This window comes from Bacteriovorax sp. BSW11_IV (assembly GCF_000447755.1).
GTDB lineage: Bacteria > Bdellovibrionota > Bacteriovoracia > Bacteriovoracales > Bacteriovoracaceae > BSW11-IV.
Genome location: NZ_AUNE01000027.1, coordinates 102,667 through 123,438, shown reverse-complemented (window position 1 = coordinate 123,438; position 20,772 = coordinate 102,667). Strand labels below are relative to the sequence as shown.

The following is a 20,772-nucleotide window of genomic DNA, read 5'->3' as shown; positions in this document are numbered from 1 at the left end:
AGTTTAGTTTTCTGGTAAACAATGGCATCTAGACAATTTTTGGGAAGATTATTTTGAGGAGAGAGAGAATGAAAATTAAGGGATTACTATTTGGACTAATGATGGTTCTAGGCTCACTGGCCCACGCTGAGGACTCAGCAACATCAACAACTTCAACAAACATTTGGGACAAGCTAAAAAAGTCACCATTTTCAATGAGCTACCTAAACGATGCTTGGATTAGCGCAAAAGGTGCTAACGGTTTAACAACTGACCATTATCTTTATTTAAATTACAAAATCGACAAATACCACAAGCTTACACTTAAGCCGATTTTCAGAACGACTATCGACAAGGCCCAAAAAGCTCAAGGTGATTACCATACAGAACTTTATACTACAGAGTTCAGATTCTCTAGAAGTGCCATTCTTACAGAAGACAAGCACGGTGTTAACGCTTCATTCATGCTAAGAAACTACTTTGCGAATGATAATACAAGAAAAACTAGAGGATATGATTCATACCACTACGCTTACGGTGTTTTCTCTAAAACTTTTGGAAAATACTCTCTAAGCTCAACTCCATTTATTTTAGTTTACAACAGAAATGCTGATTCTAAGACAACTGGTGCAGCTACTCACGTATGGTCAGCATCACTAGGTCACGGATACCAATTCAATGACAATTTTGGTGTATCTTACACAAATACTTACTACAGCTACAGATATGACAATGCAGAGAAGAACACTGAGTACCTTCTTTCAACTCTATCTCTAGACTATGCTTTCAACTCAGGAGTTTCTGTATCTCTTTATTATGAAGGGTATATTCTTAACACTACTGACGGTAACCTATTTTCAAGTTACAGACCAGAGTGGACAGAAGAAGCTGCAATTGGAACACTTGTTTCACTACCAATTTTCTAATTCGAAATTCAATACAAAAAAGGTCGGTTTATCCGGCCTTTTTTTTGGTCAAAATTTGCCTTTTTCACCCGTTATTATAAGAAAAACTCTAAAAATTTGTGCTTTTGTCGATAAGAAGATCAAACCAGTTGGGGATGATTTCATATGGGACAAGCATTAAAAAAGACAGAACTTACAAATCTAATTTTAAATGAAAATGAAATTGAAAATGGGAATCTTCCTATTGAAAATATTTTCGAAATTAAAATGGACGATGAAATCATAGGTCCGTTTCTTGGAAAAGAGTTAAAAGATTTTCTTGAAGATTCTGACTACAATCTATCTGAAATAGAAATTAAAAATGTTACTCAAAATGAATGGACTGAATTTGTCACTCACCCCTATTTCCAAAGAAGAAGGCCACAGCTAGTTGAGAATGTAAACGACAGCGCCATGACTTATTACCTTCTTGTTGAAGGTCAAAAGCAAGGCCCATTTACAGAAGATAAAATCAACGAACTCTTGAGTGAAAAAACAATTTTACATATTGATGAAATCTCAACTGACGAAGGACAATCTTGGAATAAGATTTATCACTTCAACCAATTCGATAGAAGAAAGCTCACAAATAAATCTCTTCCCAATGTTCATCAAATCGGTGCTCCCCTTGCGAGCGTTGCCGATCAAAGTAAAATTTTACAACTTGCACGAGAGAAATCAGAGAAAGAAGATGCTCTGGTAGGTCTTGCTTTTACACATCATCCAAATGATACAAAAGCGACTTCTAATGGCCCTGTTATTATTGAAGAAGACCACAGTTCGGAAGAAACGAGTGCGCAAACAACAAAGTGGCCATGGGCCGTGTTACTAGTGGCCTCACTAGCAGGTATTGCGATCCTCCTTTTTAAAGGAACATCTAATACGACGCCAAGTAATAAAGTCACAATAGAAAAAGGCTTCAAAGCACCAAAAGCAAAACTTGAAGGGACTCGAATTCCCGCATCTAGATCGAAAGAGCCAACTCCAATTCGAGCTGAACGCGTAGACAATAAAGTAAGAAGACCTCCTACTGTTACTCGTGGAATCAAACCATTTAAAGATTCTGATACTTTTAAAAATTATAAGAAAAGACAAATGGAAGACGACGCCATGGCCTCAGATGAGAGCTATTATAGTGAGGGAGAAGACGACGAGATGCGTGGTCAAATTCCAAGAGATACTATGGACCCAGTTATTGAAGCTGAAGAGTTAATTGATGCTGAGCCAATTGATGCACGTACACCTAGCGTCAATGAAGATGAACTCTTCGATAAAGAACAAGAGTTCTAAATTAAGAAAAAGGGTGCGAAACCCTTTTTTTCTATGATAGATTTATGTCATGGAAAATATTAGTAAAGAACTCTTAACACAATTTCGTCCACCAGCATTCCCAGGTTCATTCTTCATCAGCTTTGAAGGCATTGAAGGCTCTGGTAAATCAACACAAATTAAACTTATCACGGAATATTTGGAAAAGAAGAATTTCCGTGTTCTTGTTCTAAGAGAACCAGGCGGAACACCTTATGGTGAGAAGTTGCGTCAGGCCATCCTCAATACAACATCAAAAATTCACCCTGTAGCAGAGGCCTACCTTTTCGCTTCAGCGAGAGCTCAACTTCTAACAGAGGTTGTACTTAGCGAGCTTTCTGTGCCTAATACAATTATTATTTGCGATAGATATATCGACAGCACAATTGCCTACCAAGGTGTGGCCAGGGGCCTAGGGATTGAAAAAGTGCTAGAGGCCCATAACCTCTTTCCACTACACTTAGTGCCTCACTTAACATTATATTTGAAGATCGGATTAGAAACTTCTATGCACCGCCAAGAAATCCGTAACAATCCAAAAGATTATTTTGAATCGGAAAATCAAGACTTCCACTCAAAACTTATCAAAGGTTACGACGCAGCAAGTGAACTTTTTCCAGACAGAATTCAAGTTATCAATTCAGAGAGATCTCTTGAAGAAGTTTATCTGGCCATTCGCTCTAAAATTGACGAGCTGGTACAAGGACAAGATCACAAGCAATAGGATCTTGGGATATGAGTCACAACCAAACTTTACAACAAATTCTAAAAAAGAAATGGGACAATCGTACTTTGTCCCATTTCTATATTTTCAGAACACGACCTAGCGAGAATGCGCGCTCTCTTTTAAATGATATGACAAAAGAGTTCTTAAGCGCTGTCATCGCCGATGAAAAAAAAATAACTGTGGAAAGCTCGCTCAATATTATCAATGGTGGACACCCAGATATTCTTTATATTGATGAAAATGAAAGGGCCAAGAATTACACATTAAATGATGAGGCCATCACTGATTTTTTAAAGTTTCATACATATGGCAACTTCGAAATGAAACACCGCTTTGCCATAATAAATGACGCTACTTTTTTAAGTGAAGTTATTCTAAATAAATTCCTAAAAACTCTAGAAGAACCAAGTAAAAATACAACAATAATTTTTCTGGAACCTACGGGAGTTCGTCTACTGCCGACAATAGAGAGTAGGGCCATAACATTTAATTTTATTGGCAAGGAAGATAATGATTCGGCCAAGGGTGAGAGCTTTTATAATTACCTCAGATCGAAACAAGATTTTACAGAAATAGAAAAAGAGCACCTACATTATGAATCTAAGTTTTATGAATATACTAAGGGCAATAAAATCTTAGAAAGAAAGTTTTTTGAACATGCTATAACATGGGCCATTTCAAACACCGACAATTTTACCATTCTCAATGATATTCAAAAAATTATGCAGTGGACTGAGCGCTCACTAACCTTTCATAACTCAGAGTCCCAAAGAATCACGGCCATTTTAAATATACTGCACAAAATTGCTGTTTAAACTGGACATTTGAGCACAATAATTCGATTATTTAACCTTACACACTTTATTTTTAAGAAATAAAAAATAGTGGAATTTTAATGCAAGATAATACAGAAAATAATGAAAACACCTCGTCTCAAGAGGTTTTAGAAGATACGCAACCAGAACAAAACGATACGAACGAAGACAGTGCCAATGAATCTAACGAAAGCCGCTTTAAAGAGGGCGACTCAGTTCGACTTATTCGCGTTAGATTTCCAGGAAATGCAAAATCTCATCCCTTTCTAGTTGGTAAGAGAGCATTCTTGTACGGTCAAAAAGTTTTGGCCATGAGTGACAGAGGAATGACTGTTGGTTATATCAACTCTCTTCCTTATGAAACTCAATTCACTAAAGATCTTATGCCTTTGCGTTCAATTGCGAAACTGGCTTCAGAAGAAGATATCGAAGAGCAAAAAAGTTATGCAAAAAAAGAGCGTGATGCTGAGAAAATCTGTTTAAGACTCATTGATAAATATGCCCTTGAAATGAATCTCACACACGTTGAGTTCATTCAATTTGGGAAAAAGGCCGTATTCTATTTTACGGCCCCTGCCAGAGTTGACTTTCGTGAACTCGTAAAAGAGCTTGTAAGTGATTTAAAAATGAGAATTGAACTAAGACAAATCTCTGTACGCGATAGAGCGGCCGCCCTAGGAGCTGTTGGAGCGTGTGGACTACAGACTTGCTGTTCTTCTTTTCTCACAAATTACGGAAACGTAAGTATCAAGATGGCTAAAAACCAAAACCTTGCTCTTATTCCAAGCAAGATTAACGGAGTTTGTGGTCAAATTAAATGCTGTATTCGTTATGAAGATGATGTTTACTCTGAAAAGCGTGAACACCTTCCGCGCGAAGGTTCATATATAAAAGTTCAAAATGGGGATATTGGAAAAGTATTAAAGCTTCATATCCTAATTGAGCAGTTTGACATGCTAACTGATGGTGGACAAATTCGTCGCTATGCTAGAGGGCAATATGACGATAAAAATTGTGAACCATCACTAAGTTGGGTATTTCCTGACTCTTTCCAACATATTGTTAACGAAACAAGTACAGTTATTGGAATCACTGATGAAGAGGCCCTGCGCCTTGAGAAATACCGCCAAGAAGTTGATGAAGACGACGATTCGTATGATGACTCTTATGATGAATCAGATGAATCTTACGATGATGAGGACGAAGATACTTCGTCATCAATTGATGATGAAGATGAAGCTGAAATCATCGCATCAAGTAAATTTAGAAAAGAAGGTTATAGCGACGACGATGCCGATGTGATTGAACCAGAAATTGCAGAAGCTCCTAAGCACGATAATCGCAATAATAGAAACAATAACAACCAAAGACCACGCAATCAGCAAAGAAATTTCCAAGCTAAGCGTGATCAAGGTGGCCGCGACAATAATAATCGCGACAATAGAAATAATAATCGAAATAGAAATCGTCCTGATGGCCGTCCTCAAGAAAACAGATCTCAAGACGGGCAAAACTCTGGAGCTCCAAGAAAGAATTTCAAAAGGCCACACAGAGAGGGAGAAGAGCGAAATCAGCAACAGCGCCGCCACAATAATCCGAATCAGGGACAAGGACAAAATCCAAATCACGCCCAAAATTCAGGACAAGGTGCTCAAGATGCCGGTGGTCAAAATAGAAACAGACCTAATCGAAACAATCGCAATAGACCTTATAAGAAAAACCGCAATGACGGTAATAAGGGCGGAAGCGGCTCACCAAACAAACCACAAGAATAAAAAAAGGCCAGTTTATCTGGCCTTTTTTTTTTAATCAATAGAGTCTTCTCATGGGATGGTGCCCATAGGTCTTGGTATTTTTTTTCAATTCTCTTTTTGAGCGAGTACTCTTTGTGAGAGTGACTAACTTTTTCATCAACACTCCCTCACGCTGCCAGCGTAGTTCAATTTCATCTCCAGCGCGATAGAATTTTAAAGCGAAGGCCAAATCATAGATCGTTTTCACTTCAATATCACCGATACCGACAAGAATATCACCTGCGATAATTCCCGCTTTTTCAGCAGGAGATTCAACAGAGGCCCTCATACAAACGACCCCAACAATACTATCATCTTGCCCAAATTGTGGCACACAACCAAGATGGGCGCCGTAACCACGCTCACGTCCTGCACCGTCATCACTTGTGGCCTCAGGATTAAAAGTAAGTTTGGTAATAACATCACTTTGAACGAGAAGTTCATAGGCCATATTAGTGGTCTTATCAAAGGCCTTGTAGTTGATCTTCTCAGAGTCATCACTACTTTTATGATAATCTTCGTGAGTTCCCGTTGTAAAAAACAGGGCCGGAATTTTCTTATCAATGAACGGGGCATGATCCGAACTGCCCACACTTTTTTTCTTTTGAACAATATTTATGCCGAAATCTTTAGTAAAAAAAGATTCTAATTCACTCTCCCATTCAAAGGCCGTCTCGGTTCCGAGGATGGCCAATTCATTTTGATAACGTCCCACCATATCAAAGTTTAACATCGCGTAGAGTTGTCCATATTTTTCACTGTACTGGGCCCAACTATCCACAAAGTGAGTCGATCCAAGTAATCCACTCTCCTCTGCATTGAAAAAGGCCACCATAACAGTTCGTTTCAAAGGTTTTTTTGCAATCAATCGAGCAAGCTCTAAAATCATTGCACTACCAGAAGCATTATCATCGGCACCATTATGAATCACAGGATCATGGTTGGGCTCCATACTATTTTGCCCTCCATAACCGAGGTGATCAAAGTGCGCACCTAGAACAAGGACTTCATTTTTAAGAAGAGGATCACTCCCCTCAATGACCCCAACAACATTGCTCACCCTTCCAGTGATTTTTTTAAGATGAACTGAAAGTTTTGCCTTCGGAGCGAGAGAAAGTGACATTGGCCTTTGAGTTTTCGCTATCATTTTTTGAATCTCAAGTGTCGTTGTCTTCTTCAAAAGACTGTTGATCGCCTCGTTTGTTGTAAGTCCGGCCATGATAGCGAAACGATGACCGCCACCTTCAGTTTTATTGAAATAAGGCACTTTTTCTTTGCCATCAACACTTAGGGGGTCTTGAATAACAAGAACACCTTTGGCCCCATGAAGAGCGGCATTTTTAATTTTATAAAACAAAGTTCTATAACTGATATAATCTGGATTTCTAAAAAGAGACTGCTTATTGCCATCTCCAGGATCACCAGTCATAACGACAACAATTTTCCCCTCAACATCTAGGCCTTCGTAATCGTCATACACAAGACGTTCATCATTTTTAGGAATAGAAATCCCATGACCTACAAAAATCAATTCACTTTCAATGGCGCCAGAAAATGAAAAGGCCAATGGCTCAAAAGAAGAAATAGTATTAGGTCCAATCTTTAACGAATTGACCCCTTCTTTTTCCATTTGAGTAAAAATTGTAAATTCTTGCAGATAAGAATCACCGAGAGTTTTAACTGAATACTGCGATAATTTTTGTGAAATAAAATTGATGGCCTTGAATGATCCCGGAGTACCAGGTCGCCTTCCTTCTAATTGATCACTTGCCAGAAATTTCAATGTATTATGGGCCTCATTGGCCAAAACAAAGTGATTAGTTAAAGAAAGTGTGAGTAATATCAATATCTTGAACATATATGAATCCTTTGTTATCGTGCCAAAGTTTCATATCACAAACAAAATCAAAGGGCGAGGAGAACCTGTGCGCGCTGAGCTTTTACACCCCCTAACTGTCCACCTACCACTGGGTCTAATTATCTTGATTCCATTCGCCTTGCTAGGTATTTGTTTTGCAACAAAGAAGTCAAAAGAAAAAACAAATGAAGCGCTTAAATTTAGCACTCACGCTTTATATATTATCGGTCTGTTTACATTTGCCATGTCGACCTTCTTGGGTGATATGGCCTTTGATGAAGTGAAGAAAAATTTATGTCAGATAGGTCATGTCTATAGTCATGAAGAGTATGCCTACACGACATTGGTGATCTTTCTTGTGAGTCATTTAAGTTATATTATTTTTGAAGTTAAGCACAATCTACTGCTTCTCTATAGTGCTACCGTTATTTCTTTTGCAGGAACATATTATTTAATTCAAACAGGTCATTCAGGCGCCATGCTCGTTTATGAGCAAGGCGCAGCTGTGAAGGACTTTAAATGCCAAAACTAGCGGTCTGTTTCGATTTTACCGGCCTCGTAATTATACTGAGAGCCCATCATTGAGTGAGGAATTGAATACACACCAATAAGAACAATCGCCGCTAGAATAAGAGTCAAATAGCGTGGTTTTTTTAAGTTTGTGAAAAAGGCAATGGCCCAAAAAATAACGCCAATAAGAAGCTTATTGTCAGTTAAGTCCCAATCAAAAGGAAAACCCGCCCAGTAAACATCGAAGGCATACTTTTGAACGACTGGCCCCAAAATCATACCACCAATAAATAATGAAGCGAAGGCCAAACGCCCTACACTAACAGCACTTTGCGTTCTTTTGATGGCCTCTAATCCTGAAAGATTTGATAGCAACATGGCCAAGAACATAAAAAAGACATGTGGCCCCAAAATCCAAATAGGTACTTCGCCTTTATAACGAATTATTATAGGCTTATCCATCGAACCCAGATTCTCTACGCCCCATGGTGCATTAACTGTGACAAAGTAAGTTAACTTCCCTGCAGGAGGCTGATTTGGAAGTCTGGCCGCCAGAACATTGCCTTCTTTAAGCAAAGGGATAGTTGTCCACTCATCGTTAGTAGGAAAGCGCTTATATGTAAGACTTGCACTCATTTGATCGTTTAGAACTGGCAATTCCACAAGGGCGTCAATAGTCCCCCCTTGACTGCGTGGGAATTTAACCAATACTCGCTCTTGAGAAGGTCCAATGCGGAATTTTTTTGGATAAGTTGGTCCAGTTGATCTTTGATAGATAACGGCCCCTAACGTTATGATAATAGCTAGTGGAATTGTTATTTTGAAAAAGTTTTTCATGTCATGATTTCCATTTATTTGAGTTCGTAGAAAATTAATGCTATCAAAAGTTTAATAGAATAGTCCACAGGAGAACCCATGAAAAAGCTCTTCGCCCTTACTTTCATTTTTTCATCATGTGCCTTTGGTGCACCAAAATTGGTTGAAGTCCAAAATGAGAGAGAATTAACTGTTGAGCAATTGGCAAAAACAATAGCATCAAATCAGACCCATTTTATTCTAGGTGAATATCACTACAATGAACAAATTCAAAAGGCCCAAGGTGAGTTTATAGAATTGATGACTAGAAATCTGCAAATGGAAGGTCAGGTCACCACAGGTTGGGAATTTTTAAATTACAAAGATCATGACAAGCTAGAATTACTCTTCGATAAATATTCAAACAACCAATTAACAATTGATGAATTATTAATTCAAATGATGGGTGAAAAAAATATTTCAGAAAATATGAAATATGCTCCGATCTTTAAGGCCACAAAAAATATCAATGGCCAATTCATTGCCTTGAATGAAACACGTGAAGTAAAGCGCTATATTACAACAGGTGGTATTGAAAATCTTCCCTCTGAGTACTTACCTCCAAACTATATGAAAGGAAGCGATCAATACCTCATTCGTTTTAAAGAAGTTATGGGTGGTCATACTGATTCAGAAAGTTTGAAAAAGTATTTTGATGCCCAGGCCTTTACAGATTCAGTAATGGCCTATCAATTTGAACAACAGGCGATTAATCCACTTCGATTTACTGTAGTGGGGTCATTTCACTCGGATTATTTCGACGGACTTATTCGTGAGCAAATTCGCACAAGCAACGACCATAAAATCATTTCAATCAAAGTAGTAGACAAAAACTCTATGACAAAGAAAGAGTGGTCTGAATTATTTGACAGCTCTAAGTATGGAAAAATAGCTGACTACATTCTGTATTTGGAATAATTTACTACCTTTATCTGACCTCACAATAAAATTATACTATTGTTGTGAGGTTTTAAATGAGAAGAAAGTTTTTAGTCCCTTTAATCCTTGGAACATTGGTTTCAAATCTAGCTTTTGCACAGGCCAATCAAGTTGAGAGGGCCCCCCGTGTTGATCCACGCTATGGCAATCCAAAATCTTCATTTCAAGACGATGATGTAGCAGACGAAGGTGTTTCTACTTCTGTTAACGAATTGAGAAATTGCAATGAAGAAATGCAAGTAAAGTCTCTGCGTAGTGCAGTTGCACAGGCCGAAGAGCTCATCAATGATACAGAGAAAGTTATTCGTGCCGATGAATGTAAGTATTTCGAAAACTTCGTACTCGAAGGTGTTCCTGTCGAACCCCTCAAGCAAGCTCTAAAATATTACAAAGATAATAAGAGTAAATTCAAAAATAAAAATTACATTTCTATTGCAGACTATTCTCAACACTCATCACAAAAAAGGTTTTATCTTCTAGATCTAAGAACAGGTGAAGTTAAAAATTTTCGCGTAAGCCATGGTTCCGGAAAAACTAATGGTGTTAGTTATGGCGATCCAGATCACGATGGAATGATTAATCAGTGTAAATTTACCAAAGATCAACTTACAAAAATCAATTCTGTTCGTAAGAAAAATGGGCAATCTCCGATTCATGATCGTTGGGCAATGACAAGACCAGGCTTCTATTCAACAGCATATCTAGCAAACTCTGTGGCCCATGACCCAGAAAATAAAAGCGCTAGTGCTCCATGGCCAATGTTCTCAACAAGACCGAGACTCAATAAAATGATTCTCAACGGACTTACTCCTTCTGTGAATGACGATGCTCTAAGAAATGGTGTAGTTATGCATGAGGCCTTCTACAATCAAGATAGCTCTCGCATGGGACGCTCATTTGGATGCCCAGCATTTCAACCAGGTGAAGGAAAAGAGATAGTAAATAAGATTCAAGGCGGATCACTTTTCTACTCTTACGTACCAGATTGTCCTGATGATATGAACAAAGTTGAAAAACAAGTCAGCGATTGGGATAGGATGTGTTCCTAAAAACTAGGCCACATCCTTAAAATCGTCATCTAGAGTTTGATGTTCTTTTTTTCTATTTTTTTTTTCAGAATTAATTGCTTGTACCTTGGCCTCGCTAATCACGTGGCCATAAACAAGAGTCTGCATTTTTTCAACAACATTCCATAACTTTCCAGACTGTAGACGTAAGTCTTCGGCACGGGCCGAAGAATCATTGGCCACTTGTGAATTTTGTTGGGTTACACCATCTAATTGCTGAACGGCCTGAGTGATCTCTCTTACACCACTGGCCTGCTCTCCTGAGGAATTTGCAATATCGCGAACCGAATCATTAACAACTTCAAAACTTGATAGAATTTGATCTAAAATCTCTTCGCATTCTGTTGATTTTTGGAGACCATTTTCGACATTCTTTTTGGCCTCGCCAATTAGGCCATCCATGATACTTCTAGAGCTTGTAACGATATCATGTACCTTTGAAGTACTCGTTTCAAGCAGTGATGAAATTTCACTGGCCGCACCACCACTCATCTGAGCAAGGGCCCCAACTTCTTGGGCAACAACTGAAAAGCCTTTACCATGTTCACCTGCTCGTGCTGCCTCAACAGAGGCATTAAAAGATAAGAGCTTTGTTTGAAAAACGATATCATTAATCACTTTCGTTTTCTCAGCAATCTCATTTATGATGGCATTAATCGATTCAATTTCGCGATTATTTCTAGAAACACCTTCAACAATATCTTCATTACTTCTATGAATAAGAGTGATAGCATCTCTCACTTCATTTACTGATGTTTTACCTTGATTTGCCTTAGACTTACTTTCTATACTTAGTTTTGCTGCATGTTCAGCTGATTCAGAGCTGCGTGTAACCATGGCGGAGATTTCATTAATTGATGAAGAGGTTTCTTGCAGACTGGCCGCTAGCTCATCAGTAGAACTCGATAGTTGAGTAGCTCCTTCTGCAATAGAAGTAGAGCTGACTAAAATATTTTCTGCGCCATTTTTTAATTCATCAGATAAGTTCACAATGGCACTAGAAAGTCCTTTCGCTAGGAAATAAGCAAAAGCAAAAATAGCAATAGCACATGCACCAGCAAGAATCATCATCAAATTTTTAAGAAGATTCACACTACTTAAGGCCTCGGCCTCATCCATTTCACAAAGAATATTCCATTTTAGTCCTTCAATATTTAAAGGCCTATAGGAACCTAATACCTTTTCACCACGATAATCTGCATAGACATCTTCACCAGACTTACCATTAACAACGGCACTGGCCCCATTATTATCAATAAGTGCAGAAAGCGCCGTTGTCTCTTTTAAAGACATATAGGTTAATCTTTTTTCATCTGTGTTAATAGATTTCATTGCATTTAAAAAATTCGTTTTATCTTCTAAGAGAAATCTTGAAACACTTCGCATAATTTTATCAGCACCGATAATATATGTTTCTCCACTATCCCCAAGTCCTTGTGTTTTCCATCCCTGGTTACCTGTTAGAATATTATTAATTTTATCAACGGGGATTTGAAAAATGAGTGCGCCCACTACTTTTTCATTATCAAAAATAGGGGCCCCAATGAATTGTGCCGGAGCATTATAACTTGGAATGTATTTATGCATTTCAGTCATAAAAATATCTTCACGACTTTTTGCAGCGAGAACGGCATTAAAGACTTCAGCTAGAGCACTGTCTTTATAAGCGCCATTTTTGAGTGAAGTTGCAAAGTCCAATTCTTTGAATACGGAGTAAACAACTTCTCCGGTTTTAGCGCTAACTAAGAAGAGATCATAATAGCCGAATTTTTGGACGTATGTATGAAAAGTCTTATGATATTTATTGTGAGTTTTGGCATAAGTCGTTTCGCTCTTTAATTCATATAATTTGTCTTTTTGTCCTAGAGGATTTGGATTAGAACTTATAAATGCATCTTGAATCATGATTTGATTATCGCTTAGACTTTTGAAAAGATGATTGGGATCAAAGCTATCATCTTTATGATTTTCTTTTTCATATTTTGCATAGAATTGATTTTTATAAAAATCCTCAAGTTTCTTTTTACTCTGTGATAAATCTTTTTTTGACTCCATTTTAAAATATTCAAAATCACCAGAGAGGTCATTGAGAGCATCAAAAGAAACTTTATTATTTGCAAGGGCACTGACTTGGGACTTCATCGTGGCATAGAGGTCTTCTAATTGAATTCCACGCGTTTCTCTAACGGCCAATAATTTATTAAAAGCTTCCTGCCTTAGAGCATCACTATTTTTGATAAAACTTATAACGATAATAAGAAAGGCCGGAACAAGTCCACAAATAAGATAAGAAAGCACAAGTTTCTTATTCAGAGATAAAGATTTCATTATATTCACTCCGCAAATACTGAAGATGGCCTATACTCATCGACAATTTTATGTGATGTCTAAGTTGCATCTGTAAAGGAGACTTACTAATTTTGATTTTTATAAAAATAATGGGAAACTATATTTTTTAACTTAACAAAATCTCAATTCCTTTAGGAATGTTTTTGGAAGTAGAATAAGACAATAAAAAATGGCACATTCACGGCCTAAATCCCTTAAACCTCCACGCATTAACAAATACTTAACCCCTCTAAAGAGAATCAATATTAACATTATCTTTGAAAGGGTCGATAGGCCTATTGGAGATTGATTTCTAAGGAAATAAAAGCGCGATGAAAGACCTGTTTAAATCTTTTTCAACACCCATAGGTATAGCTACAGTTGTGGCCTTTCTATTTATATCGCTAAGACCAGAAGTTCCAACCATTGATAAAAATGAAAAAGAAGTTTCAGAACAAAAAAACTCTCGAGAAATTGCATCAACAAAAATAAAACAAATAAAGCGTCAAAAGAAAATTGAAAAAAAGAATGATCAAAACGTTATACGTGTGCAAAATAACAGTGAACCAAACCTAGAGGAATCAGAACAGTTTGCGCAAACTCAAGAACAAGAGAAGGCCTACTTATCTGGCGGATCTTCTTTGGCCTTAGAAAAAAGTAGCTCAGCAAATAATTCTTCTAATAGTAATAATAATTCAAAGGCATCCCAAGTAGGAAGTTCTTCTTCAGACACTGCTTCCGCGACAGATGGTACTTCCACAGCGGCAACAGGCGATGATGTAGGAATTCTTGATACATCTAATTCATCACAAACGAGTGAAGACGAGACAAAAACGGCAAGTACGACGACCTCTACATCTTCACAACCTGATTCTACAAACATTGATAACGAAGCACCAGAGCTTAGTGCTGACAAAAAGAGTGGTACATATGGCTCATTATTTGACGTTATTCTCTCAAGTTCAGAGAGCGGTCAGATTACATATTGTATCCAATTTGGAGGGGCCTGTTGTGACCCCCATGATAGCGGAGTAAGCTTTACTCAAAAAATTAATATAGGTGCAAGTGGTGATGGGAATTATTGTATCAAGGCCTTTGCTACCGATTTAAGTGGGAATGAATCAGATGAACTCACAGTTTCATATGTGCTTAACACAACTCTTCCATCCCTAACCTATGATTTTACTATTGAACAATTACAGACTAATGAATTGAGTTTACTTGGAAATATTCAATCAAATGCTTTTGGTCAAAGCGGACTTTATTATGATTTAAGAAAAGTCCCAACAAGGCCAGAAGATCTATTTCCAGTGGACAGTGCTTTTTGTCGCAACATTGACAACAACTTTCCAAGTTCAAGTACTGCGATCTTTTTCGATGATGATGCCACTGTTAATCAACTAGATCTTCTAACACAAGGCCTTGGCATTCCTTATGAAATTTCTTTAAATCAAAATAATATTGATTATGGAGTAAATTACCTTGTCCATATGCTTGTTGATACAAACCCCATGGATAATTATCTTTATACTTGTCCAACCCAGACACTGACTCTAAAAGATTTTGAACTCTTTGACTTCAGTGCCGGTTCTCGTGCTCCTGCAAGTATCAATGGATCAATTGATGGAGGATTTGTTGGTTATGGTCACTTTGAAATGACTCCAGCGTCACCAAAAAACAGCGGTCCAGGTGAGGCCACGAACTCGGCCATGATCCTCGAAAGTACATTAACAACGATCATTAATTAAATTCTTTCCAACAGCATGGAGCTTTTTTATAATAAAAAACTCTAAGGGAGGAAAGATGATCTTTGGTGAAAAAGATAATAAATTTCTTGTAGAAATTCATCTCAATGCAGATGATGTAAACTACAAAGGTGAACTCACTCTTAAAAAACTCATGCTCTTATTCCAAAAAGTAGCTCTTGTTCATTACACCACTAAAGCGGAAAATTTTGGTGAAGTCATGAAAAACGGTAAGGCCTGGGTTTTAACCAAGATTGAAATTCAAATTGATCGCATTCCTATGATCACTGAAGATATCATCATCTCTACTTGGTCAAGAGGAGCAGATGGCCATAAGGGACTAAGAGAATTTATTGTTACAACAAAAGAAGGAACACCCCTAATTCATGCCCAAACTCAATGGGCCTATTTAAACTTCAAAGAAAAAAAATTGGCCCAATTTGATGCGTCTTTATTTCCTAGATTTAAAACTTGTGACGAAACACACTTTAAAGAAGATATCGCAAGATGGCGCTTGAATGATAAGCATAACACTATTAAAGCGAAACAGTTTCAATTGCGACAAACAGACTTTGACATAAATAGACATTTAAACAACACAACCTATTTTGAACTTTTAGAAGATTATCTCATGGATGAAAATATCATAGCAAAATCTATCTATGCGGCCTATGCAAAAGAAGTTCCCATGGATTGCAAAGAACTGAGCTTATATTGTAATAAAAATGAGAATGAAAGCGCTAAAGAGATTGATTTTCATTTGGAGAACGAAGGAATAAAAAGTTTTATGGCAAAAATAAAGCGCCAATAAAATATTGGCGCTCATTTAATTAGATTGTTACTGGATGGCCTTCCATTTTTTCCAAAATTCTTGAAGAGCACCAATATTTTCAGAAATTGAACCAGCACCACCCTCAAAGATATCTTTAAGAGCAATCGTTTCAAATTTCCATGTATCACTAGAATACATTTCAGCGATTTCACGCTTGAGAGTTGATGATTCTTCTTGCAGTTCGTACATTCTGTACTCAAGAAGATCAAGAGCAAGTCTAGTGTCTTCAACAAGCTTCTTATCAGCATCAAAAGCACTTATTTCAACCTGTAATTCAGTACCAAGCTTACCTTCACGTCCAAGTTGTGCAATTAGGTTTTCGTAGGCCTTTTTAGACTTAACGAATACACCTTCGAAATAACCATACTCATACTCTCTGAATGTTTCATAGAGTGAAGTTGCTGGTTTAAGATCTTCTGCCGTCACTTTATCGCCAAGAGTTAAAACCTTATCAATATGCTTATCGATCTCTTTGTAGACCTTAGTTGTCTCTTGAAGAAGAAGAATTTGAGCATCCTCATATTCTTTTGCAAGTTCCTTGGCCTTAGCATCATCAGATGTTGCTACAGCGGCACGAATTAGCTCTTCAATCTTTTTCTCTTTAGCATTCATTCTAGGAGCTAAATTGTTATAAAGCTTCAAGAGTGTTTTTTGAGATTTAGAATAATCTTGATACTCTTTTTCGAGACCATCAATTTTAGCAAGAAGTTCACGACCTTTTGCCCCTTCTTCAGAGTTTGGTACATAACTTCCTTTCATCTTATCTTTAAGAATATTCATTCTTTCACGAAGAACTTTTTTATCTTCTTCTGGCATATTCTTATCAGCAAGCTTTGGTCCAATCTCTTGCATTTCCTTGGCCATCTTTTCGAATTCAGCAGGATTAACCTGAACTTTTCTTTCAATAGTGGCGCTGTCTACGAATGCTCTAAAGTCTAGAGATACAGCGTACTCGCGGATCAATGAAGAGGCCATTTGCATATCGTTGCTACCTGGCCTATTAGCCTTACTTACAAGCTCTACACCAGCAACTTTAGTGATGAATTTTCTAACGTCTAAGAACGCTTCAAGCTCATCTTGTTTTTCTAAATCATAGTGATCAAAGATTAAGTGACCAATTTTTTCGATCGTTCCACCAACTGTTTCTCTATGCCCATAAAGTTTTAGGTCAACATTTGATAGAGGCGAAATATATTGCTTAATATAGTCATAGTACTTACCAGATAATAAGTAATCGTACTTACCCCATGCAAAAAGAGCTGGTAGATAGTCAGCACCTTTATGAGCAGGAACTTCCCATGTATTGGCCACAGTTAGGATCTGTTCGAAAAGAACTCCAATTGGGTTGTTTTTACCTTGGAAAGTTGTCTCATCGAGAATACCTTCATCAGTATTTCCGATATCATTTATAGTCTTTCCTTCTCTTGTGAATTTTTCTTTTAATGACGCTAGAATATTCAATTCATCTTGGTCTTCTTTATACGTTCCACCAAGTTCAATTTCACGCCACATTTTAGCAATTTCGGCAAGCTTAGTGCGGGCATCACCGATTTCTGGAACAGGATCAACTGGTGGAGATAGTGAAATAACACCACTTACCCACTTGTCTTCTTTTGCACTCGCGCGAAGATAGATATTGGCCATCTCACCACCCATTGAGTGACCAGCAAGAAATACTGGCTTACCTGAAGGGGCCACATATTTTTCAATAAATGCTCTCATCCAACCAATAAATTCATCAGCATTTGCAAAGTGATCGCGAGGACCCTCAGCGTGCCATGGCATATCTAGTGAAATAACATCTACATCATAGCTTGAAAGGTGATTAGATAATTGGGCCGCTACGTGATGACCTGTCGTATTAGTTCCTCCACCATGCATGAAAAGAACCACGGCCTTAGCATCTTTAGTAACGAGCGACTTTAGCTTATTAGCATAATTAGAAAGAAAGAAGCCTTTATTTAAACCAATATTAGTTGCGAGATTTTTTCCTTTATAAGGAATATCAGCACGCATTGAAACGAACTCTCCAGAATCGGCAAGCTTTACAATTCCTTTTCTTGCACTTCCATAAAGTTCGTGATCAATAAAGCGAACACCATCAACCATAAGACTTTTGAAAATCTCTGGAGCATCTTCACCTTTAAGATCGAAATATAATTTTTCATCAAGCTCAACATCTTTTTGCGTTAGGCCCTGACTTCCTTGTTCTGCAACACGTTGATCAGACAACTCACGCAACCCCCTACTCGTTTGTGCAGGAAAGCTTTCTGGAGCTTTAATTTTATCAAATACGTTAGCGATAATCTTAAAACACTCTTCGTTTGCAAAAACAGGTGTTGAAATGATTAACGATAGAAAAAAGACAAAACATGTGATTAGGCCAAAGGCTAACCTTCTTAACTTCATGAATTCACTCCTCATTAGGGGACCGGGAACTTTTACATGATACTGATTTTTAGGCCATCATTGCTTTGCTATAGTGAACTTTATTCAGGATTGGTAAATAATATCTATCGTCAGAAGTACTAAGTTTCAGAAACTTACGGCCATTGCGACTTTCCTAGACAATCCATAACAAATTGATTAACTATTAAAGACATTCTTAAGGAGAATTCCATGTTCAAACGCATCGCAGCCGTTGCGCTTCTAACAGCTACTGTTATTGCTGTTGCAGCTCCAACAAAGGCGCCGAGACCGAAGAAGCTCAATAAAGAGGAAATTGTCCTTAAAATCATCAACAAATGCCTGCAGGAGATAGAACTTCATGCGGCCCTCAATGATTGCATTGAAAAAAAGAAGGACGAGGCCAGGGCAAAGTACAACGTCAACTTCAATACCTTCTTCTAAACCCCTATGAAAAATCTATTTTTACTTCTTATATTAATCCTCATTGCCGCCAACACAAAGGCCAGTGAGGCCATTGGTTCTTATAATGCTGGAAAGTTAAAAGAGGCCGATGATATTTTAGAACAAGCACCCAGTGTGTTAAAGTTGCTAAGACCGAGAAATCGTTCTTTTGCTACAACAGAAATGGCCGAGCTCCTAGAGCAAATGGCCCAAGAAATGAGAGCAGAATTCCCTGAGAGTGAGCCACTTCAAGTTGGGGACATCGCAGCTAGAAACGGTGGTAAAATCGCGGGCCACAAAAGCCATCAAAATGGTCTTGATGCCGATATTGTTTACTACACAAAAAAGCAAACTACTCAAAATCCCAATCAATCACGTTGGTCGGAAGATTTCGTAAAGGGTGGAAAGGTAACTGATAATTTCCACGTTGAGCGCAATTGGCATCTTATGATGAAGCTAATTGACACAAAAAAAGTTACACGAATCTTTGTAGATAATGCGATTAAAAAAGTTTACTGCCTTAAAAGGTCAGAGCTTGAAAAAACTCACGGAAAAGAAGTCGTAACAAATGTCCTTAGAAGAATGAGGCCAGAGGCCCTTCACAGTACTCATATGCATATTCGAATGAACTGTCCTGAAAAAGACTCTCTATGCCAATCCCAGCCTGATCCTGCTAAGGGCAATGGCTGTAATGCCGTTTTTGTGGTTAAAAAACCTAAAAGACCAATTGACCCATTCAACGATAGAAGGGGCTCAAAACGCTAAGGACTATGAGTATCATAGAGCGGGCCCTCTCCTTTATTTCTTATAATGAAAAAGTTTTTTCAAAACATCCTTTTCTTGATGAGAAAAAAAAGGTTATTCATTGTAATTGTGCGAGCTTTATTTCATTCGCATTAAATTCAACGACATTCTTTCGCGCTAATGAATTTTACAATGCATTAGCTCAAAAAAAACTAGGCAATCCCATCTCAAATTTTAACGAGCTGGGCCCTGGCGATATTCTTTGCTGGAAAAAAGACATCGTTCCAAAAAATGGTGACTCTGGCCACATGGCCATCATTTATAAAATAGAGAATGATCCAAACAGTGCCTTACAAAAAGTTTGGGTACTGGACTCCTCTAAATTGCCCCATGATCAAGATAAAAGAACTGAGGGTCCAGGTTTAGGACTTATGAGAATAGAAATTGATGATGACAAGAAGATGATCGGACTACAATGGTCTAGTGAGAGGAAAAAAATTAAGCGAACAGCACTTTTGGCCATCCGCTTAACATCAATTGAGCTTAAAGATTTTTCTTAATTAATCCAATGAACTCTTCAATTTGTTCAGCACTTGCTGCACCCATGATTTTATAAAGAACATTTCCTTTTTTATCAAAAAGGATCACATTATTAGAATCATCTTTTAAACTCCATTTTTTCACAAGAAGCTTATCGAAATCTTTCACATATGTTGTGTCAGGATATTTTTCTTGTTTGCTTTTCAAAGAGCTCTCAAGAGCGAAGTTTGGCAACCAAGTCGCGGCCATATTAATGACAGCAATCGATTGGTAATTTGCGCGATCAAAATTCTCTGCTTTTAGTCTTTCACTTAATGGCTCATTAAGATCCTTTTCATCTGGATCAACATAGAAAAGCACATGGACTTTATTCACAAGCTCTGAAGAACTCCAAAGAGAACCATCTAAACGGCCTCCGGCCTCTTTCTCAAGTGTCACTAAAGGCATCATTTCTGCAAGCAGATTAGTTGACAGTAATAGCAATGTAATTAATGTTAAACGTTTCATAAGAATCTCCATATTCCAGTTAGTTTTCACACAATAAATATTCTTTTTTGTAATTCAACTAATATCGTATATCATTAAGCCCATGAACGAAACATTAACCCTAAAAAAAGGCGAATTTCTCTTAAGAGAAGGAGACCCAAGTACAGAGATGTATCTTCTGACTAGCGGTCACTTATCAATTCTCAAAGGTATTGGAGAAGAGGAAAGAGAGATTGGAAAAATTCACCCTAACCAACTTGTGGGGGAACTGTCTTTTTTGGATCGTGGGCCTCGTTCTGCCTCTGTGCTGGCCGATACGGATTGTACTTTAGTTAGAATTAAAAGGGCCAAATTCGATGAGCTTTTAAACTCTCAGCAAGAATGGTTTAAAAAGATCACCCTGACTCTCGTTGAAAGACTGAGAAAGGCCAATGAAAGAATAAAGATATAAT

General features: G+C 37.7%; 19 protein-coding genes. 14 read left to right on the top strand and 5 right to left on the bottom strand.

Going from position 1 to position 20,772, the window contains the following annotated elements; genetic code table 11:
• The first annotated feature begins 68 nt into the window (after positions 1-68).
• The 5 genes from M899_RS07965 to ricT all read left to right on the top strand — a co-directional run bounded on the left by M899_RS07965 (position 69) and on the right by ricT (position 5,548).
• The gene (locus M899_RS07965; RefSeq protein WP_021270844.1) at positions 69-905 is read left to right on the top strand and encodes a hypothetical protein; all 837 of its coding nucleotides are present in this window, start codon (positions 69-71) and stop codon (positions 903-905) included.
• Between the two features lie 144 nt (positions 906-1,049).
• A complete protein-coding gene (locus M899_RS07960) occupies positions 1,050-2,213 on the top strand; it encodes a DUF4339 domain-containing protein (RefSeq protein WP_021270912.1) in 1,164 nt (387 codons plus the stop codon).
• A gap of 49 nt (positions 2,214-2,262) precedes the next feature.
• Complete coding sequence (gene tmk, locus M899_RS07955) at positions 2,263-2,955, top strand: dTMP kinase (RefSeq protein WP_021270905.1); 693 nt, start codon at positions 2,263-2,265, stop codon at positions 2,953-2,955.
• 11 nt (positions 2,956-2,966) lie between these two features.
• Positions 2,967-3,773, top strand: coding sequence for a DNA polymerase III, delta subunit (locus M899_RS07950; RefSeq protein ID WP_021270908.1), 807 nt, complete (start codon positions 2,967-2,969; stop codon positions 3,771-3,773).
• 80 nt (positions 3,774-3,853) lie between these two features.
• A complete protein-coding gene (ricT, locus tag M899_RS17660; RefSeq protein WP_021270878.1) occupies positions 3,854-5,548 on the top strand; it encodes a PSP1 domain-containing protein in 1,695 nt (564 codons plus the stop codon).
• A gap of 34 nt (positions 5,549-5,582) precedes the next feature.
• Here ricT and M899_RS07940 read toward each other — a convergent pair whose 3' ends face one another.
• The gene (locus M899_RS07940) at positions 5,583-7,424 is read right to left on the bottom strand and encodes a M20/M25/M40 family metallo-hydrolase (protein ID WP_021270817.1); all 1,842 of its coding nucleotides are present in this window, start codon (positions 7,422-7,424) and stop codon (positions 5,583-5,585) included.
• A 67-nt stretch (positions 7,425-7,491) separates the two neighbouring features.
• On the opposite strand from M899_RS07940, the gene M899_RS07935 reads away from it, so the two are divergent.
• Positions 7,492-7,956, top strand: coding sequence for a hypothetical protein (locus M899_RS07935; protein ID WP_021270846.1), 465 nt, complete (start codon positions 7,492-7,494; stop codon positions 7,954-7,956).
• On the opposite strand, the gene M899_RS07930 is transcribed toward M899_RS07935, so the two are convergent.
• Positions 7,953-8,771 carry a hypothetical protein gene (locus M899_RS07930; RefSeq protein WP_021270869.1) on the bottom strand — a complete coding sequence of 273 codons (819 nt, stop codon included), beginning with the start codon at positions 8,769-8,771 and terminating at the stop codon, positions 7,953-7,955. The two genes, M899_RS07935 and M899_RS07930, sit on opposite strands and share 4 nt — an antisense overlap.
• Before the next feature lie 78 nt (positions 8,772-8,849).
• Between M899_RS07930 and M899_RS07925 the strand changes: the two genes are divergently transcribed.
• Positions 8,850-9,707 (top strand): ChaN family lipoprotein, encoded by an 858-nt coding sequence (locus M899_RS07925; protein WP_021270822.1) that lies wholly within the window; start codon positions 8,850-8,852, stop codon positions 9,705-9,707.
• Between the two features lie 56 nt (positions 9,708-9,763).
• Positions 9,764-10,777, top strand: a complete 1,014-nt coding sequence (locus M899_RS07920; RefSeq protein WP_021270862.1) for a murein L,D-transpeptidase catalytic domain-containing protein — start codon at positions 9,764-9,766, stop codon at positions 10,775-10,777.
• A gap of 3 nt (positions 10,778-10,780) precedes the next feature.
• Here the strand turns inward: M899_RS07920 and M899_RS07915 are convergent, their stop codons facing one another.
• Positions 10,781-13,123, bottom strand: a complete 2,343-nt coding sequence (locus M899_RS07915) for a methyl-accepting chemotaxis protein (RefSeq protein ID WP_021270881.1) — start codon at positions 13,121-13,123, stop codon at positions 10,781-10,783.
• 332 nt (positions 13,124-13,455) lie between these two features.
• Here M899_RS07915 and M899_RS07910 point away from each other — a divergent pair, with 332 nt between their 5' ends.
• Both M899_RS07910 and M899_RS07905 read left to right on the top strand, forming a co-directional pair.
• Positions 13,456-14,871: a hypothetical protein gene (locus M899_RS07910; RefSeq protein ID WP_021270854.1), complete on the top strand. Its 1,416-nt coding sequence runs from the start codon at positions 13,456-13,458 to the stop codon at positions 14,869-14,871.
• A gap of 55 nt (positions 14,872-14,926) precedes the next feature.
• Positions 14,927-15,679 carry an acyl-[acyl-carrier-protein] thioesterase gene (locus M899_RS07905; protein WP_021270851.1) on the top strand — a complete coding sequence of 251 codons (753 nt, stop codon included), beginning with the start codon at positions 14,927-14,929 and terminating at the stop codon, positions 15,677-15,679.
• A 27-nt stretch (positions 15,680-15,706) separates the two neighbouring features.
• Here the strand turns inward: M899_RS07905 and M899_RS07900 are convergent, their stop codons facing one another.
• A complete protein-coding gene (locus M899_RS07900; RefSeq protein WP_021270882.1) occupies positions 15,707-18,109 on the bottom strand; it encodes an alpha/beta fold hydrolase in 2,403 nt (800 codons plus the stop codon).
• A 210-nt stretch (positions 18,110-18,319) separates the two neighbouring features.
• On the opposite strand from M899_RS07900, the gene M899_RS07895 reads away from it, so the two are divergent.
• Genes M899_RS07895 through M899_RS07885 form a run of 3 tightly spaced genes read left to right on the top strand, consistent with a single transcriptional unit; the run spans position 18,320 to position 19,854 of the window.
• The gene (locus tag M899_RS07895; protein ID WP_021270931.1) at positions 18,320-18,550 is read left to right on the top strand and encodes a hypothetical protein; all 231 of its coding nucleotides are present in this window, start codon (positions 18,320-18,322) and stop codon (positions 18,548-18,550) included.
• Between the two features lie 6 nt (positions 18,551-18,556).
• The gene (locus M899_RS07890; RefSeq protein WP_021270907.1) at positions 18,557-19,315 is read left to right on the top strand and encodes a penicillin-insensitive murein endopeptidase; all 759 of its coding nucleotides are present in this window, start codon (positions 18,557-18,559) and stop codon (positions 19,313-19,315) included.
• Positions 19,316-19,320: 5 nt separating this feature from the next.
• On the top strand, positions 19,321-19,854 hold the full coding sequence (locus M899_RS07885; protein WP_021270838.1) for a hypothetical protein: 534 nt from the start codon (positions 19,321-19,323) through the stop codon (positions 19,852-19,854).
• Here M899_RS07885 and M899_RS07880 read toward each other — a convergent pair.
• Positions 19,838-20,341 (bottom strand): YtfJ family protein, encoded by a 504-nt coding sequence (locus M899_RS07880; RefSeq protein WP_034728435.1) that lies wholly within the window; start codon positions 20,339-20,341, stop codon positions 19,838-19,840. The genes M899_RS07885 and M899_RS07880 overlap by 17 nt on opposite strands.
• 82 nt (positions 20,342-20,423) lie before the next feature.
• On the opposite strand from M899_RS07880, the gene M899_RS17655 reads away from it, so the two are divergent.
• Positions 20,424-20,771: a Crp/Fnr family transcriptional regulator gene (locus M899_RS17655; RefSeq protein WP_021270902.1), complete on the top strand. Its 348-nt coding sequence runs from the start codon at positions 20,424-20,426 to the stop codon at positions 20,769-20,771.
• The last annotated feature ends 1 nt before the right edge of the window (position 20,772 follow it).